The sequence below is a fragment of the Mycoplana sp. 10N416 genome (assembly GCF_056394765.1).
On record NZ_JBFTIM010000011.1, the window covers coordinates 1 to 15,427 of the forward strand.

The following is a 15,427-nucleotide window of genomic DNA, read 5'->3' on the forward strand; positions in this document are numbered from 1 at the left end:
TACGACTTCGAGCCGATCGATACGACTTCGAGCCGATCGACAGCCAATATATTGAAGTTGCCAACGACCTGCGGGTGCGCACGCCTTACTCGAGGACGGTGATCCGTGAACTGCGTCAGGTGCCGTGGGCCCATTGGGATGAAACACTGCGGCTATGGCGGGTGCCCTTTCGATCCTATGAAGATCTGCGCAAACGGTGGCCGACCATCGAGGCCGCCGCTCAGCGCAATGAGCCCGAAGCGCGCAGAATCCGCCGCCTGACCTTGCGCGGCTCCGACGAAGAGCGCAAAGCGCGAATGCTGGCCCGCGAACGCCGTCTTCGGCGCTATCCGGTTCCCAGCGTCTTCCCGCCGCCACTGGATCACCCCGTCTCGACTGAGACTTACGGCATCGTCATGTTTACAGACATCTCGGGTGAACTCGCCACCCCCGACTTTTCCTCTTTCTACCCGCACCTGACTAAGAGCCTAATGGACTTCATATGGGCGTCGTGGAGGCTTCCCTCCTTGAAGGAACTCGTCTCCACCTGGCCCGTGCGTAGCGAGCCCGACCGAAGGCTGGGATGGTGGCTGCCGACGCTTGCGGAGCTAAGATCGGCCAGGAAACTCGCCCGTTCACGTCAGCGCAGAAGAGCGACCTCCTCCCGATAACACCTGGCCGATCCGGTTGAGCCAGTCGTTTCTTCGTTGTCAGGGGCATCAGACAGGTCGGGGCATGGTCGCTGGACTTGTCGACCCCGGCCCTGGCCAGCCTTGCAGCGAGTTGCGGACTGAGCAAGAAGTGAGTGGAGGCCTCGCCCGGAATCGAACCGGGGTGCAAGGATTTGCAGTCCTCTGCGTAACCACTCCGCCACGAGGCCGTCCGTTTGCTTAAAAGCGAGTGGTGGGCGGCGTTTAGAACGAATTCGATAAGGAAGCAAGGGGGCTCATTCCGAAATTGTGCCTTGCCGATTGAGAAACGCTGTTTCCCACAGCCCGTCCATCGGCTCCCCAACGCCAGGGCGGTGGGGGCGCCCCTCCCCGCCCTAAGCTGCTGGCATACCACGGCGAATTTCGCATCATTGCACCGCAGACAGCGAAGGCTGCACCGGGCCAGACGGGACGGCTCCGCTCCTCGAGGGTTCTCGCGCGGCGCCGGCTTTCATTCGCGCGGCAGCACCGTCCGCACCCTTATGATGAAGGCATGGAATTCGGCCATGTAGTTGCGCAGGAAGTCCGTGGTCGAATCCACCGTGACTTCACCGTCGTCGGTTATCAGTCCCGGCGTGAACTGGATGTAGGCTTCCGGCGCATTCATTTGCGGCGCATTGCAGAAGCTCAGGACGCTGCGAAGGCTTTGCTGAGCGACCGCCGTACCGATCGAGCCAGGCGACGTGCCGATGACCGCCGAGGCCTTTCGAGCAAAGGCGTTGGTGCCATATGGCCGGCTTGCCCAGTCAATCGCGTTCTTCAAGGCACCGGGGATCGACCGGTTGTACTCTGGCGTGACGAAAAGAATCGCATCCTTGCTGGTTATCGCGTCCTTGTATGCACGGGCAACCGGCGGATAGTTCGCATCGTAATCCGGGCTATACAGCGGCAGATCGCGGAACGAAATTTCTTCCAGTTCCAACTCCTTCGGTGCAAGCCGCACCAACGCCTTTGCGAGCTTGCGGTTGATCGACGTGCTGGAAAGACTCCCGACGAAATATCCGACATGGTAGGTGGTCATCGACTTGCTCCTTGGGCAGCCCCGACCAATCTACATATAGCCGAAGGGCGCAAAATCGAGGGCGCCGGCACCTGAATAGCAATCGTCCTTGCCAACTCCGCCGGCAGACTGGTCATCTGCGACCTATTGCAAGGTTCAAGTCCAGGGAGAAGCCGGCCGACCTACTCGCCGCGGCGCATCTTCCGCGTCGCCCACCAGACGGCAAGCTTGCGCCGCTGCCGGCGGATGAGGGGCGAATCGTGCGACAGAACGAGAAGCCCCAGCGGAATCATCCAGAAGCCTAGCACCGGCAGGAAGCCGAGCAGGCCGAGGAAGATCAGCAAGAACCCGACCAGCGTGCGCAGCATGCGCGACTGCGGCAGCCGCTGGCGGAACGGTCCGATGACGATCTCATGGGTTCGGTGATCGATGCCGAAGCGGGTCTTGGTCGTCTCTTTCGATTTCATCCGTGCAGGTCACAATTCCGTAATGCTGGATTTCCAGGGGGTTCAGCCTGTCATCTGGGCCTTTCTCCACAATCAATCAAGGAACTTGCGCTTTTTTCTCAAAAAGCGCTTGGCAAATCGGTCCAGCATTTGTATTACCCGCTCACTCCGCAGCGAGCGGATGATCCCTGGTAGCTCAGCGGTAGAGCATTCGACTGTTAATCGACAGGTCGCCGGTTCGAATCCGGCCCGGGGAGCCAGTTTCAGAGGGGCTGCGCGACAATCGCGCGGCCCCTTTATCGTTTCAGGCAGGTTTCCCAAGGCTTCGCCCGGCTCGCGCCGACCGGTTCGCGCGTGCGACCAGTGCCGCCATTGCGGCCACGGTCAAAATACCGATAATCCAGGCTTCGTTTCTTCCGCAACGCCAATGTCGCGAGGCCGTTATGATCACCCCTGCCCAATGCCGTGCCGGCCGAGCCCTGATCGACTGGACGAAGGATAAGCTTGCGGAAGCGGCGAACGTTTCGGCACGCACCATCTCGGATTTCGAGCGTGGCAAGAGGATCGCAAGCGAAGCCTCCCGCGAAGCGATCGAGAGGGCGTTCTTTGAGGGCGGCGTTTTGCTGGTCGGCGAAGACGAGGCCGGCGTTGGTGTGCGGCTGAAGTTCACGCGTCGGGAGGTCAAGGCCATCGACGTCCTGGAGAACGAGGGCGGACCGACCGGGGAAGACGATCAGCTGCCGCGATGATGTCGATGCCGCATCGTGCGCCTGTCATCGTCTGGTTCCGAAGGGATCTGCGATTGGCCGACAATCACGCTCTCGCTGCGGCGGTCTCGAGCGGCCACCCGGTGATTCCGCTGTTCATCCTTGAACAGGGGAACGACGGCGCCCTGCCCTACGGAGCGGCGCAGGCCTGGTGGTTGCATCACTCTCTTTCAGCGCTCGGCGGCAGCCTGGCGACGGCGGGCAGCCGGCTGGTGCTGCGCCGCGGCGCGGCGCTGGAGGTTCTGCAAGCGATCATGGCGGAGACCGGCGCATCTGCACTCTACTGGAACCGCCGGCACGACCCCGACGGCGTAAGGGTCGACAGTGCCGTCAAGGCGTGGGCCCGTGCGACCGGAGCGCAGGCCAGCAGCTTTGCCGGTCAGTTGCTGCACGACCCCTTGCGGCTGAGAACCGGCGGCGGCAGCCCTTATAAGGTGTTCACGCCGTTCTGGCGGGCGATGTCCACCGGCGGCGAGCCGGATACGCCGGTCGACGCACCATCGCATATCCCCGGCCCGGAGCAATTCCCGCAGAGCGAAAGGCTGGACGACTGGCGGCTGCTTCCGCAGAAGCCGGACTGGGCCAGCCGCTTCGGCGAGACCTGGACGCCGGGCGAGGCATCCGCACGGGAACACCTTGCAGCATTCGTTCGCGAACGACTTGGTCGATACGGTCAAGCGCGCGATTTTCCGGCGATCGACGGCACATCAAGGCTTTCGCCGCACCTCACCTTCGGCGAAATCTCGCCGGCGCAAGCCTGGCATGCGGCGCGGATCGCTTCGGACGGATCCGATGCCGAGGGTGTTGCCTCCTTCCGCAAGGAACTCGCGTGGCGCGATTTTTCCTATCACCTGCTGTTTCACAATCCGCAGCTTGCGAGCGACAATCTCGACCGTCGCTTCGACGCCTTCGATTGGCGCGACGACGCGCCGATGCTCGACGCCTGGACCCGCGGCCTGACCGGCTACCCGATCGTCGACGCCGGCATGCGCCAGCTCTGGACGCACGGCTACATGCACAACCGGGTGCGGATGATCGTGGCCTCCTTCCTCGTGAAAGACCTCATGATCGACTGGCGGAGCGGAATGTCCTGGTTCCGGGACACGCTGTTGGACGCCGATCCCGCCTCGAACGCGGCGAGTTGGCAGTGGGTGGCCGGGTGCGGGGCGGACGCCGCTCCGTTCTTTCGCATCTTCAACCCCACGCTCCAGGGCGAAAAGTTTGATCCCGAAGGCCTTTACATCAAGAGGCATGTTCCCGAACTTTCCCGCGTGCCGCCGAAATATATCCACTGCCCTTCCAAAGCACCCGCTTCGGTGCTGCAGGCGGCCGAGGTGCGGCTCGGCACCGACTACCCCGGCCCGATCGTCGATCATCGCCTGGCCCGAAGCCGGGCCTTGGATGCCTTCAACCGCATCAAGGCTTCCAGGACCTGAAGAAGTGACACGATCGGCTCGACTCGGCGCGAAAATATGCCTCTGGAACTCCGGGACAAGGAACGGATTTTCTTGCAAAGCATTGCTTGCGGTCCGAAAAGTCGCTGCCTAATCTAGATGCAAAATGCGAGGTTCGCAGGCCATGGCTATTCTCCCTTCGGTGTTGGACGCAATCGGCAATACGCCGCTGATCCGGCTGAAAGGCGCATCCGAAGCGACCGGTTGCACGATCCTCGGCAAGGCCGAATTCCTGAACCCGGGCCAGTCGGTCAAGGACCGCGCGGCGCTGTGGATCATCCGCGCGGCGGAGAAGGCCGGCCAACTGCGGCCGGGCGGAGTGATCGTCGAGGGCACCGCCGGAAACACCGGCATCGGTCTTGCGATGGTCGCCCAGGCGCTGGGCTACCGCACCGTGATCGTCATCCCGGAAACCCAGAGCCAGGAAAAGAAGGACGCGCTGAAACTGCTTGGCGCCGAACTCATCGAAGTGCCCGCCGTCCCTTACAAGAATCCGAACAACTACGTGAAGCTTTCCGGCCGGCTGGCGGAGGAACTTGCGAAGACGGAACCCAATGGGGCGATCTGGGCGAACCAGTTCGACAACGTCGCCAATCGCGAAGCGCACATCGAAACGACCGCTCCGGAGATCTGGCGCGACACCGACGGCAAGGTCGACGGTTTCATCTGTGCCGTCGGCTCCGGCGGCACGCTCGCCGGCGTGGCAGCCGGCCTGCGTGCGATGAACCCGAACATCAAAATCGGACTTGCCGATCCCGAGGGTGCAGCTCTCTATAACTACTATGCGCACGGCGAACTGAAGGCATCCGGCAGTTCCATCACCGAGGGGATCGGACAGGGCCGGATCACCGCCAACCTGGAGGGTTTCACCCCGGATTACTCCTACCAGATCCCCGATTCCGAAGCGGTCCCGCTCGTCTTCGACCTGATCGAGCACGAGGGCCTGTGCGTGGGCGGCTCGTCGGGCATCAACATCGCCGGTGCAATCCGGCTGGCGAAGGACCTCGGACCCGGGCACACGGTCGTGACGATCCTCTGCGACTATGGTAACCGGTACCAGTCCAAACTGTTCAATCCGGACTTCCTCGATTCGAAGGGCCTGCCCGCCCCGGCCTGGCTTAAGACGACATCGGCGATCAAAGTCCCCTATCAGGCCGTTGAATGATCCATGACCCAGCCCGTTGCCCCGCTCTTTCGTGACGATTTCTACCTTTCGACGACTGAGGCGGTGGTGACGGCGGTTCACGAAGACGGCGGCATCGAGCTCGACCAGACCTGCTTCTACGCAACGTCCGGCGGCCAGCCGGGGGATACCGGGTTCTTCGAGCGCGCCGACGGCAGCCGGATCGCGCTCGGCCCGACCGTCCACGGGGCGACGAAGGACATTATCATCCATCGGCCGCTGGAGGGCGCGCCGCTGCCGATCGTCGGCGAAAAGCTGGTGCTCCATATCGACTGGCCCCGCCGCTACCGGCTGATGCGCATGCACACCGCCTGCCACCTGCTTTCCGTCGTCTGCCCGTTCCCGATCACGGGTGCCGCGGTCGGCGAGGAGGAAAGCCGGGTCGATTTCGACATGACCGAAACGATAGACAGGGATGACGTCACGGCAAAGCTCATGGAACTGGTGGCTGCCAACCATCCGGTCTACGTGCAGTGGATCACCGACGCGGAGCTTGCCGCCAACCCGGGCATCGTGAAATCGAAGAACGTCCGCCCGCCGATGGGCATGGGGCGCGTCAGCCTCGTGTGCATCGGCGAAAACTCGGCGGTCGACAGCCAGCCCTGCGGCGGAACGCACGTCTCCGAAACGCAGGAAGTCGGCGCCATCCACATTTCGAAGATCGAGAAGAAGGGCAAGGAAAACCGGCGATTCCGAATCCAGTTCGGTTCGCCCACGTCCGCGGCCTGAGGAGGACCATCCGTGACCGCCGCCAGAAGCAAATACGTCGTCACCGCCGATTGGGTGCAAAAGCAGCTCGGCGCGCCGGAATTCAGGATCATCGACGCATCCTGGTATCTTCCGGCTCAGAACCGCAACGGTGCCGCCGAATATGCGGCCGGGCACATTCCCGGCGCCGTCTTCTACGACCAGGACGCCATCGCCGATCTCTCGACCGGGCTGCCGCACAGCATCCCCTCGCCCGAGGAATTCGCGATCGCCGTGGAGAAGCTCGGAATTTCCGATACCGACACCATCGTCGTCTACGACGGTCCCGGCATCTTCACCGCACCACGCGTATGGTGGCTGTTGCGGACCATGGGCGCGAAGAACGTTTACGTCATGGACGGCGGCCTCGACGGCTGGAAGAAGGAAGGTCGGCCGCTCGAGACCGATCTTCCGGAGCCGGCGCCAGGGCATTTTCGCCCCCACTTCAACCCCGCGGCAGTGACGTCTTTCGACGAGATGCACGACATCGTGTCGTCGGGCTCGCGCCAGATCGCCGACGCCCGCGGAACCGGACGCTTCACCGGGGAGGAAGCCGAACCGCGCGCGGGCATGCGCTCCGGACACATGCCGGGCGCACGCAGCATGCCATCGGGCATTTTCTCGGTCGACGGAAGGCTTAAGGACCTGGGTGCGCTCAAGACCACGTTCGACAGCGCCGGAATCGACTTGGACGCACCGGTCGTGACCACCTGCGGCTCGGGGATCACCGCAGCCATCATCACGCTCGCACTTCATTCCCTCGGCCATGAGAACAATACGCTCTATGACGGTTCTTGGTCGGAATGGGGCGGTCGGGCCGATACGCCGGTGGTGACCGGACGAGACTGACGCTATGGCATCCCGCAACCAGCCGGCACCGATCCCGGTCCACATCACCGAACTGCGCATGAGCGCCCCGCCGAAGCAAAGCCTGCCGGTGCCGGTCAATATCCAGACCGCCATCATGCGCGTGCCCGGAATCCCGACGGCGTTCTATCGCTTCCTCTACACCCAGGTCGGCCGCCGCTGGCACTGGGTGGAGCGGCTGAGGATGGACGACGAAGTCCTTGCTGAAATTCTCAACGACCGCCGCACCAATGTGACGGTGCTCTATGTCGACGGCGCGCCGGCCGGCTTCTTCGAGCTGTTCCAGCGCAACGCCGAGAGGACGGAGCTCGTGCATTTCGGTCTGTTCGAGCACGCACTCGGGCTCGGGCTCGGCAAGTGGTTCCTGCTCCAGACACTCTATGCGGCCTGGTCGACTGATCCGACGTCGCTCAGCGTTACCACGAACAACCTCGATCATCCCCGCGCGCTGCAGCTCTACCAGATGTTCGGCTTTTCCCCCGTCAGCACGCGCGAGGCGACAATCCTGCCGCTGTCCGATGCCGAACTGCTGGAGCTTGCCCGCGGCAGCTGATCACACGCGATCGCGAGTCCCCCCCGCGAAGTCCCGGGTCGATCAAACGCCCGCACCTTGCTTCATACTGCCGCGCCGCGAACGAAAGGCGGGATGCGGCCTTGCCGCGACTGGAAACGGCTGCGCGTTTAGGTCATATACGAACCCGACCACAGGCTCCGGGTAAGGCACCCCCGCACTGGAGCGCACGACATCAGGACGCATCGCTTCAGCATGATCAACCGCCATCCCAGCATAAGCGAATTGCTCGCCGGGCAAGCCGACGTCCTGCATTCGAAATGGCGTTTCAACATGCAGAAGCGCATTGTCGAGCTGAACCAGCAGCAATATGTCCTCTACCGGTTCCGCACGAAGCGGACGATGGAGCATTTCGAGCAGACGATCCAAAGACTAGATAGCGCCGGAATCGCCGTTCAATCCATCTGCGCGCGGACATCGTCTTTCGGAGAATATCTGCGCCACGGCCATTGGATCGCTCTTTCCTATCTGCCGGGACGCCACCTGTCCGGCAAGGCGAATCGCGACGGCCTCGTCTCTCTGGGGCAAACGATGGCGAAGCTGAATTCGCTCGAGGGACCGCCCCGGCGCGCGCTCTTTGAGCGAAAGCGACCGAAGCTGCCGCATGAGGCCTATCTCGCCGGCGAAACGCAACTGACTGACAAGCAAAAAACCTGGATCAGGGAGAGCATGAGCCGGCTGAGCGGACTGCCTGCCACGCAACTGACCCACGGCGACCTCTTCGGCAAGAACATCATCCAGAACGACGACCAATCCGTTGGCCTCATCGACTACGAACTGCTCGCCTATGACGTTTCCGGCATCGAGCTCGCCGCGACCTTGTTGCGCCCCTTCTGCCGGCGGGTGCAGAAGCGGCGTATCCTGATGCGAGCCTACCTGCGCTCCTGTTCGCCGCAACTCCGCCAAACCTGGAACCAGTACGGCCGTGACCTCGTTTTTGCCGCCGCGGCGCGCCTCGCCCTTGCCCGGCAGGATCGGGTGCGCCACGTCACGCGCAAAAACCGCCTGTTGAGGATCGGGCAATTGCTGCCGAACCGCTCGGTGCGGGAGGCGGCAACGCGGCAACTGGAGGCCAATATCGCCATCATTCACACGGCACGGCGGAACGAAGCCTACTATCTGAACATAACCCGGACGATCATCGACCTCGCCCTTGCCGATCCCGACGCCGGTCCGATCAACCTGCTCCGGCAATGCGACCTTCTGTTCGTCAAACCGGCCTGATGCCGCGGCGCGCGTAGCGGAAGCGGCAAGAAACGGGTGTCGCCGGCCATGAACTAGGACCATGGTGATCCGATCGACAGCCGGAGAACACCTATGGCCATCCGTTTTCATCCCATCCCGACCGACACCGCCGCAGCACTTTGGAATGGCGGCACCGACTCCTATGGCATGCGCCCGGAGCGCCGGATCTCAGACGGGGACGGTGTGCCCTGCCGCCATTGCCTCGAAGGGGTGCGCGCCGGAGAGCCCTATCTCGTTCTTGCCCACAGGCCCTTCCCGGAGTTGCAGCCCTATGCGGAAACCGGGCCGATCTTCCTCCATGCCGAACCTTGCTCGGCGTTCTCGGGCGTCGGGGTGCCATCGATGCTTGACAGCCGGGACTACATCGTCCGCGGCTACGATGGGCACGACCGGATCGTCTACGGCACCGGCGCGGTGACGCCGACGGAGGAAATTCCGGCCTACGCGGAGACGCTGCTGGCCCGGTCGGACATCGCCTATGTTCATGTCCGCTCTGCCCGCAACAACTGCTACCAATGCAGGATCGAGCCGGCGTAGGGGCGGCGCCGTTCGGGCCTGGATTGCTCCAGGCCCCTCGTGGATCCACAACCGCAAGACTATGCCACGTTCAGAATCGCCTCCGGAGAGACCATCTCGTAGCCGAGCGCTTCGGCCACCGCCCCGTTGGCAATGCGGCCGCGGTGAACATTGAGGCCTGCGCGCAAATGCCGGTCCTCGGCGATCGCCTTCAAACCCTTGTCGGCCAGTTGCAGGCCATAGTGGAGGGTCGCGTTGTTGAGCGCCTGCGCCGAGGTGATCGGCACCGCGCCGGGCATGTTGGCCACGCAATAATGGATGACACCGTCGACCTCGAAGGTCGGATCGGAGTGGGTCGTGGCATGAGAGGTCTCGAAGCAGCCGCCCTGGTCGATGGCCACGTCGACAATCACCGAGCCCTTCTTCATCGCCGACAGCATTTCGCGGGTGACGAGCTTGGGCGCCGCCGCACCGGGTATCAGCACCGCGCCGATTACGAGATCGGCGGCGAAGACCTCTTCCTCGAGCGCATCGATCGTCGAATAGCGCGTATGGACGCGGCCGTTGAAGATATCGTCGAGATGGCGCAGACGCGGGATCGACCGGTCGAGAATGGTGACATCCGCCCCAAGACCCGCCGCCATCCTGGCCGCATGCAAGCCGACGACACCGCCACCGATCACAGTAACCTGTGCCGGCTCGACACCGGGCACACCGCCAAGAAGAATTCCCCGCCCGCCATTTGCCTTCTGCAGGGCTGTTGCGCCGGCCTGTATCGATAGCCGTCCCGCCACCTCGGACATCGGTGCCAGCAGCGGCAGACCGCCGCGATCGTCCGTCACGGTCTCATAGGCGACCGCCGTGACACCGGACTTGAGCAACCCCGCGGCCTGTTCCGGATCGGGCGCGAGATGGAGATAGGTATATAGGATCTGGCCTTCGCGGAGTTGGGCCCATTCGCCGGGCTGCGGCTCCTTCACCTTGACGACCATGTCGGCCTTTTCGAAGATCTCCTTCGCTGTCGTCACGATCCGGGCGCCGGCGGCACGGTAGGCGTCGTCATCGGCACCAATCCCGGCGCCGGCTTTGGTTTCGACCAACACCTCGTGTCCGTGTGCCACATATTCGCGCACCGCACCGGGCGTCAGGCCGACGCGATATTCATGGTTCTTGATTTCCTTCGGGCATCCGACACGCATTCTTGCGTTCCTCTCTCCATTCGTGTGCCAATCTTGATATTCCGCCACTCCCTGCGGATCTGAAGATTGGATCAGAACTCCCGCGCAATGTCCTTGCGAAGAAACTTGGAATGGATCGGCATTTTCGAATATGCTTGTGCCCGCTCAGTCTTCTCTCGAAGGAAATGGCGTTGAGTGCACTCGACACAATAGATACTGCGATGTTGCGGATACTCCAGCACTACGGGCGCATCTCGAATGCCGAGCTAGCCGACCGTGTCGGGCTCTCGCCGTCCGCCTGCTCGCGCCGTCTCGACATCCTGGAGAAATCCGGCGTCATCAGCGGCTATCACGCCCATCTGTCGCAGAAGGCGCTCGACTACACGATGATCGCCATCGTGCATATTTCGCTCTCCGGACAATTCGCCAAGACGCTTGCCGAGTTCGAGGCGGCCGTAAAACTCTGCCCGAACGTCCTCGTCTGCTATCTCATGTCCGGGGAATACGACTATATCCTGCGGGTCGCGGCAAAAGATCTGGCCGATTACGAGCGGATACATCGCGACTGGCTTTCCGCCTTGCCGCATGTGGTCAAGATCAATTCGAGCTTCGCACTCCGCGAGATCATCGACCGCCCGAACGTCGGCATTTGAACACCGCTCGCGGCGCCAGAAGCGCGGCCGTCCGGATGGCGATCTGCTTCAGGCTAGAATCGGTCGGCTTGTAGAATTGTCATCGCAACCTGCCGGAGACGGCGCCAGCCTCAGACCGAGCGCGACTGCGCCCCATCGGCGAAAAGCGACGTGCCATTCTGGTCGGCGATCTGGCGGGCCTTGCGGAAGGCCGCGGCAACCGTGTCGTCACGGCTGGTAAACATGTCGGCGCGAATAAAGGTACGAACGAGGAGGACGTCGCCATCCTGCTTTTCAATCCGGCCCGCTAGTCGGAACTGCGAGCCCTCCGCCATTGGCGTCGCGACGAGGACAAGATCCTTGTAGATCTCTTTTTCCTCCGGCGTTACCGTGGGAGTGTCGGTCTTGCCGGACCGGCCGAAAAGCTTTGATAGAAACGATGCCATGGCCGAGTGGTAACACAGCGTGCCCCGCTGTCAACGACCATGTACCGATCAGATGATCAGGTTCGCCAGAATCTCGTTCTCCGTAATATCCTGATATCGCAGGCCTGCGCGATCGAACGCCTCCTTGAGAACCGCAAAATTGTCGGGCGACTTCGTCTCGATGCCGATCAGGATCGAGCCGAAATTTCGCGCCGACTTCTTCAGATATTCGAAGCGGGAGATATCGTCCTCAGGGCCGAGCAGATTGAGAAAATCCCGCAACGCGCCGGGACGCTGCGCCATGCGCAGGATGAAGTACTTCTTCAGGCCGCGATGCCGCATCGCCCGTTCCTTGACGTCCGGCAACCGCTCGAAATCGAAATTGCCGCCGGAAACGACGGCGACAACCGTCTTGCCCTGCAGTCTCTCCCGGCCAAGCGCTTCCAGCGCCGTGATCGAGAGCGCGCCGGCCGGCTCGAGCACCACGCCTTCCACGTTGAGCATGTCGCTGATCGTCACACAGATCGCGTTCTCCGACAGCAACATCGCCTGTTCCGGCTTGAATTTCTTGAGCGCAGCGAAATTCAGATCGCCGATTCGCCCGACGGCGGCGCCATCGACGAAATTGTCGACCTGATCGAGCGTGACCACCCCGCCCGCTTCTAGGCTTCGGCGCAGGCTCGGCGCTCCTTCCGGCTCACAGAAAAGGAAGCCCTCCGGGGCGAGGCGATCACCCATATACCCGGTAACGCCCGCCGCAAGTCCGCCGCCACCGACGGGCAGGACCACGAGATCCGGACGGATGTCATCGCCCAGTTGCGCCACGATCTCGGCGGCGACGGTCGCCTGCCCCTCGATGATGTCAGGATGATCGAAGGGCGGCACCATCACCGCGCCGCTATCGCGCGCATGCTCCTGCGCGGCCTGATAGCACTGATCGAAAATGTCGCCGACGAGGCGGATCTGCACGAAGTCGCCACCGAATATCCGCGTCTTGTCGATCTTCTGCTGCGGCGTGGTCACCGGCATGAAGACGACACCCTGCACGCCGAAATGCCGGCATACGAAGGCAAAACCCTGGGCATGGTTGCCGGCCGAAGCGCAGACGAACGACGCCGCCTTCTTTCCGTCTGCAAGGATCTTGCGGAAGAAATTGAAGGCGCCGCGGATCTTGTAGGACCTGACCGGGGTCAGATCTTCGCGCTTCAGAAAGATGCGGGCGTCGTAACGGACACTCAAATGCTCGTTCAACTGAAGCGGCGTTTCGGGAAAAAGTGTGCGCACGGCTGGGGTTGCGCGATCCACATCCTGTTTCATGGCCTTGCTGCCGTTCTTGAGTTTGCCTATTGCTCTCGCTATTGCATATCGCAGCCGCGGAGGCCACCGCCCTTTCACAGCGGATCGTGCCAGCTACAACGAGACGCCCCTTGAACGCCACGATCTACCGCTCCGCCATCAACATCGCTGCCACCTGCGGGCTCTATCTGTCGCTTGCGATGCTCGTGCCGCTGGTGGTCGACCTTTACTACGGTCATCCCGACTGGAAGGTCTTCGCAATCTGCGGCTTCGCAATGGGCGGCCTCTGCCTCATCACGGTTGCCGCAACGCGGGCCGGCCCGCCACCGTTCAGCAAGAAGATGAGCTTTCTCGTCGTCAACCTGCTTTGGCTCGTCTGCTGCCTGATCGGCGCAATGCCGTTTTGGATGTCGTCGCTCAAGATGGACTTTGCCGCGGCGTTCTACGAATCGGTCTCCGCCGTGACGACCACGGGCTCGACCGTGATCGTCGGTCTCGACAACGCTCCACCCGGCATATTGATGTGGCGCTCGCTGCTGCACTGGCTCGGCGGTATCGGAATCCTCGCGCTCGGGCTCTTCATCATGCCCTACCTGCGGGTCGGCGGTCTTTCCTTCTTCAAGCTGGAATCGACGGATACCGGCGACAAGCCCTTTGCCCGCATGGCAAGCTACATCCGCGCCTTCCTGCTGATCTACGTGTTTCTGACGTTCGTCTGCGCGATCACCTACAATGTGCTGGGCATGAACCGTTTCGACGCGATCAACCATGCAATGTCGACTGTGGCAACCGGCGGCCTTTCCACCCGCGATGCTTCCTTCGCCTACTACAACAGCCTGCCGATCCTCTGGGCGGCGTCGTTCTACATGACGCTCTGCAGCCTTCCCTTCTCCATCCTGATCCTGTTCATCGTGCGCGGAAGACTGCACACGCTGAAGGATCCGCAGATCGTCGTCTTTCTCGGCTACGTGCTGTTCTTTGCCATCGCTGCCAGCCTTTACCAGCGGCTGCAAAACGGCGTGCCGTTCCACGAAGCCATGGCGCATTCCTTCTTCACCGTGACCTCCATTCTCTCGACCACCGGCTTTGTCAGCGACGACTATACGGCCTGGGGGAGCTTCATCGTCGTGCTGGCCTTCGTGGCGACGTTCATGGGCGGTTGCTCCGGTTCGACCGCGGGCGGCATCAAGGCCTACCGCATCATCATCCTCTTCAACTTTGTTCGCTCCGGCCTCAACCGGCTGATCTACCCGAACGGCATTCACGCCGTGCGTTACGGTCCGATGACGGTGGATGCGGACGTCCAGCGCAACGTGTTCCTCTTCTTCATCAGCTACATCATGCTCTGCGCGGCCGGCAGCATCGTCATGGGACTGCTCGGCTATGACGCGCTGACCGCGATCTCAGCGGCCGCCACCGCCATTTCCAACGTCGGCCCCGGGGTCACTCCTGCGATCGGGCCGGCGGGCAACTTCGCCAACATGAACGATCCGGCCCTCTACACGCTCTCGTTCCTCATGCTGCTCGGCCGCCTCGAAGTGCTGACCGTGCTCGTCATCCTGACGCCCTTGTTCTGGAAGAGCTAAAGCACCTCCTTGACTGCCCGCCGGCACCTGCGCATCCTTCGCGGACAACGATCCGGGGGAGCCGCATGCCAGCCAAACCTTGTGTGTTGATATCGCTTGCCGTCGCGGCCGGATTGTGGGGGTCGGCGTCCCAGGCCGGCCCTCTGGTCGAGGCGGCGACGAAGGCGGAGCAACTGGCAACCTCTGGGAATCCGGTCGGGGCCTACGGCGCGATGCGCGACGCATTCGGTATCTTTGCCGCCACGCTTCCCTTCACGATCGGCAAGGCCGCGTTCGTGGCCGAGCCGCCGGAGGGATACGGCATGTATACGCCGCGGCCGACCTCGACCTACAAACCCGGCGAGCCACTGATTTCCTATGTCGAGCCGGTCGGCCTCAGTTGGCGGCCGATCGAGGGTGGCCGGATGGAGGCGCAGTTCACGGTCGACCTCGAGCTTTTGAACAACAAGGGCGACACGCTGGCCGAGCAAAAGGCCTTCGGCTCCTTCACCTTCCGCGGGTTCGTGCGCAACCAGGAGGTCTTCGCCAAGCTGACGCTGAACGTCGAGGGCCCGCCCGCCGGCGACTACGTGCTGCGCTACCGCTTTCGCGACGCCCTCAGTGGCGCCGTTGCCCTGTCCGACCAGAAGTTCTCGATCGCGCCGTGAGACAAGCCGCGCCGGACAACATCACAGCCGTTTCTACAGTTTGATCTTGGTGCGGACGACGGGGGTCGAACCCGTACGGATCACTCCGAGGGATTTTAAGTCCCTTGCGTCTACCAGTTTCGCCACGTCCGCCTGGATCCGTCGGTAGCCGAGGTCTCCGGCCGGATCAAGAGGCTCG

The 15,427-nt window shown here is 62.6% G+C and carries 16 protein-coding genes, 3 tRNA genes and 1 pseudogene; 13 read left to right on the forward strand and 7 right to left on the reverse strand.

Translation table 11 applies throughout. The annotated features are described in order from the left end of the window. Positions 1-650 (forward strand): annotated as a pseudogene (locus AC1DDS_RS20720) (hypothetical protein); the annotation flags it as partial. A 135-nt stretch (positions 651-785) separates the two neighbouring features. On the opposite strand, the gene AC1DDS_RS20725 reads toward AC1DDS_RS20720, so the two are convergent. The 3 genes from AC1DDS_RS20725 to AC1DDS_RS20735 all read right to left on the reverse strand — a co-directional run bounded on the left by AC1DDS_RS20725 (position 786) and on the right by AC1DDS_RS20735 (position 2,156). Further along, positions 786-859 (reverse strand) — tRNA-Cys (locus AC1DDS_RS20725). 281 nt (positions 860-1,140) lie between these two features. Continuing rightward, positions 1,141-1,710 (reverse strand): NADPH-dependent FMN reductase, encoded by a 570-nt coding sequence (locus AC1DDS_RS20730; RefSeq protein ID WP_477480578.1) that lies wholly within the window; start codon positions 1,708-1,710, stop codon positions 1,141-1,143. 161 nt (positions 1,711-1,871) lie between these two features. Beyond that, positions 1,872-2,156, reverse strand: a complete 285-nt coding sequence (locus AC1DDS_RS20735; protein WP_477480579.1) for a hypothetical protein — start codon at positions 2,154-2,156, stop codon at positions 1,872-1,874. A gap of 164 nt (positions 2,157-2,320) precedes the next feature. On the opposite strand from AC1DDS_RS20735, the gene AC1DDS_RS20740 reads away from it, so the two are divergent. The 9 genes from AC1DDS_RS20740 to AC1DDS_RS20780 all read left to right on the forward strand — a co-directional run bounded on the left by AC1DDS_RS20740 (position 2,321) and on the right by AC1DDS_RS20780 (position 9,506). Next, a tRNA-Asn gene (locus AC1DDS_RS20740) sits at positions 2,321-2,395 on the forward strand. A 183-nt stretch (positions 2,396-2,578) separates the two neighbouring features. After that, complete coding sequence (locus AC1DDS_RS20745) at positions 2,579-2,884, forward strand: helix-turn-helix domain-containing protein (protein ID WP_310422025.1); 306 nt, start codon at positions 2,579-2,581, stop codon at positions 2,882-2,884. Continuing rightward, on the forward strand, positions 2,884-4,338 hold the full coding sequence (locus tag AC1DDS_RS20750; RefSeq protein ID WP_477480580.1) for a cryptochrome/photolyase family protein: 1,455 nt from the start codon (positions 2,884-2,886) through the stop codon (positions 4,336-4,338). The genes AC1DDS_RS20745 and AC1DDS_RS20750 overlap by 1 nt, the downstream gene beginning before the upstream one ends. 142 nt (positions 4,339-4,480) lie before the next feature. Next, on the forward strand, positions 4,481-5,521 hold the full coding sequence (locus AC1DDS_RS20755; protein WP_477480581.1) for a cysteine synthase A: 1,041 nt from the start codon (positions 4,481-4,483) through the stop codon (positions 5,519-5,521). Between the two features lie 3 nt (positions 5,522-5,524). Further along, on the forward strand, positions 5,525-6,268 hold the full coding sequence (locus tag AC1DDS_RS20760; protein ID WP_310422034.1) for an alanyl-tRNA editing protein: 744 nt from the start codon (positions 5,525-5,527) through the stop codon (positions 6,266-6,268). A 12-nt stretch (positions 6,269-6,280) separates the two neighbouring features. Beyond that, positions 6,281-7,135, forward strand: a complete 855-nt coding sequence (sseA, locus tag AC1DDS_RS20765; protein ID WP_477480582.1) for a 3-mercaptopyruvate sulfurtransferase — start codon at positions 6,281-6,283, stop codon at positions 7,133-7,135. A 4-nt stretch (positions 7,136-7,139) separates the two neighbouring features. Then, entirely contained in the window at positions 7,140-7,706 is a 567-nt protein-coding gene (locus AC1DDS_RS20770; RefSeq protein WP_477480583.1) for a GNAT family N-acetyltransferase, read from the forward strand. Between the two features lie 291 nt (positions 7,707-7,997). Then, entirely contained in the window at positions 7,998-8,948 is a 951-nt protein-coding gene (locus AC1DDS_RS20775; protein WP_477480584.1) for a phosphotransferase, read from the forward strand. A 93-nt stretch (positions 8,949-9,041) separates the two neighbouring features. Further along, positions 9,042-9,506: a DUF1203 domain-containing protein gene (locus AC1DDS_RS20780; protein WP_477480585.1), complete on the forward strand. Its 465-nt coding sequence runs from the start codon at positions 9,042-9,044 to the stop codon at positions 9,504-9,506. Positions 9,507-9,565: 59 nt separating this feature from the next. Here the strand turns inward: AC1DDS_RS20780 and ald are convergent, their stop codons facing one another. Then, entirely contained in the window at positions 9,566-10,684 is a 1,119-nt protein-coding gene (ald, locus tag AC1DDS_RS20785; protein ID WP_477480586.1) for an alanine dehydrogenase, read from the reverse strand. Positions 10,685-10,854: 170 nt separating this feature from the next. Here ald and AC1DDS_RS20790 point away from each other — a divergent pair, with 170 nt between their 5' ends. Continuing rightward, positions 10,855-11,316 (forward strand): Lrp/AsnC family transcriptional regulator, encoded by a 462-nt coding sequence (locus AC1DDS_RS20790; protein WP_477480587.1) that lies wholly within the window; start codon positions 10,855-10,857, stop codon positions 11,314-11,316. 110 nt (positions 11,317-11,426) lie between these two features. Here AC1DDS_RS20790 and AC1DDS_RS20795 read toward each other — a convergent pair whose 3' ends face one another. Then, entirely contained in the window at positions 11,427-11,741 is a 315-nt protein-coding gene (locus AC1DDS_RS20795) for an HlyU family transcriptional regulator (protein WP_477480588.1), read from the reverse strand. Positions 11,742-11,789: 48 nt separating this feature from the next. Further along, positions 11,790-13,037 carry a threonine ammonia-lyase gene (gene ilvA / locus AC1DDS_RS20800; protein WP_477480589.1) on the reverse strand — a complete coding sequence of 416 codons (1,248 nt, stop codon included), beginning with the start codon at positions 13,035-13,037 and terminating at the stop codon, positions 11,790-11,792. A gap of 110 nt (positions 13,038-13,147) precedes the next feature. Between ilvA and AC1DDS_RS20805 the strand changes: the two genes are divergently transcribed. Both AC1DDS_RS20805 and AC1DDS_RS20810 read left to right on the forward strand, forming a co-directional pair. Further along, on the forward strand, positions 13,148-14,602 hold the full coding sequence (locus tag AC1DDS_RS20805) for a TrkH family potassium uptake protein (protein ID WP_477480590.1): 1,455 nt from the start codon (positions 13,148-13,150) through the stop codon (positions 14,600-14,602). A 65-nt stretch (positions 14,603-14,667) separates the two neighbouring features. Beyond that, positions 14,668-15,249, forward strand: a complete 582-nt coding sequence (locus tag AC1DDS_RS20810) for a hypothetical protein (RefSeq protein WP_477480591.1) — start codon at positions 14,668-14,670, stop codon at positions 15,247-15,249. Positions 15,250-15,296: 47 nt separating this feature from the next. Here the strand turns inward: AC1DDS_RS20810 and AC1DDS_RS20815 are convergent. After that, positions 15,297-15,381, reverse strand: a tRNA-Leu gene (locus AC1DDS_RS20815). Between the last annotated feature and the right edge of the window lie 46 nt (positions 15,382-15,427).

What these genes read in the sequence shown, in the direction of transcription:
- AC1DDS_RS20730 (WP_477480578.1), bottom strand. Translation starts at nt 1,710, where the DNA reads ATGACCACCTACCATGTCGGATATTTCGTCGGGAGTCTTTCCAGCACG.
- AC1DDS_RS20745 (WP_310422025.1), top strand. Translation starts at nt 2,579, where the DNA reads ATGATCACCCCTGCCCAATGCCGTGCCGGCCGAGCCCTGATCGACTGG.
- ald (WP_477480586.1), bottom strand. Translation starts at nt 10,684, where the DNA reads ATGCGTGTCGGATGCCCGAAGGAAATCAAGAACCATGAATATCGCGTC.
- AC1DDS_RS20780 (WP_477480585.1), top strand. Translation starts at nt 9,042, where the DNA reads ATGGCCATCCGTTTTCATCCCATCCCGACCGACACCGCCGCAGCACTT.
- AC1DDS_RS20760 (WP_310422034.1), top strand. Translation starts at nt 5,525, where the DNA reads ATGACCCAGCCCGTTGCCCCGCTCTTTCGTGACGATTTCTACCTTTCG.
- AC1DDS_RS20795 (WP_477480588.1), bottom strand. Translation starts at nt 11,741, where the DNA reads ATGGCATCGTTTCTATCAAAGCTTTTCGGCCGGTCCGGCAAGACCGAC.
- AC1DDS_RS20810 (WP_477480591.1), top strand. Translation starts at nt 14,668, where the DNA reads ATGCCAGCCAAACCTTGTGTGTTGATATCGCTTGCCGTCGCGGCCGGA.
- AC1DDS_RS20735 (WP_477480579.1), bottom strand. Translation starts at nt 2,156, where the DNA reads ATGAAATCGAAAGAGACGACCAAGACCCGCTTCGGCATCGATCACCGA.
- AC1DDS_RS20775 (WP_477480584.1), top strand. Translation starts at nt 7,998, where the DNA reads ATGCAGAAGCGCATTGTCGAGCTGAACCAGCAGCAATATGTCCTCTAC.
- ilvA (WP_477480589.1), bottom strand. Translation starts at nt 13,037, where the DNA reads ATGAAACAGGATGTGGATCGCGCAACCCCAGCCGTGCGCACACTTTTT.
- AC1DDS_RS20755 (WP_477480581.1), top strand. Translation starts at nt 4,481, where the DNA reads ATGGCTATTCTCCCTTCGGTGTTGGACGCAATCGGCAATACGCCGCTG.
- AC1DDS_RS20750 (WP_477480580.1), top strand. Translation starts at nt 2,884, where the DNA reads ATGTCGATGCCGCATCGTGCGCCTGTCATCGTCTGGTTCCGAAGGGAT.
- AC1DDS_RS20770 (WP_477480583.1), top strand. Translation starts at nt 7,140, where the DNA reads ATGGCATCCCGCAACCAGCCGGCACCGATCCCGGTCCACATCACCGAA.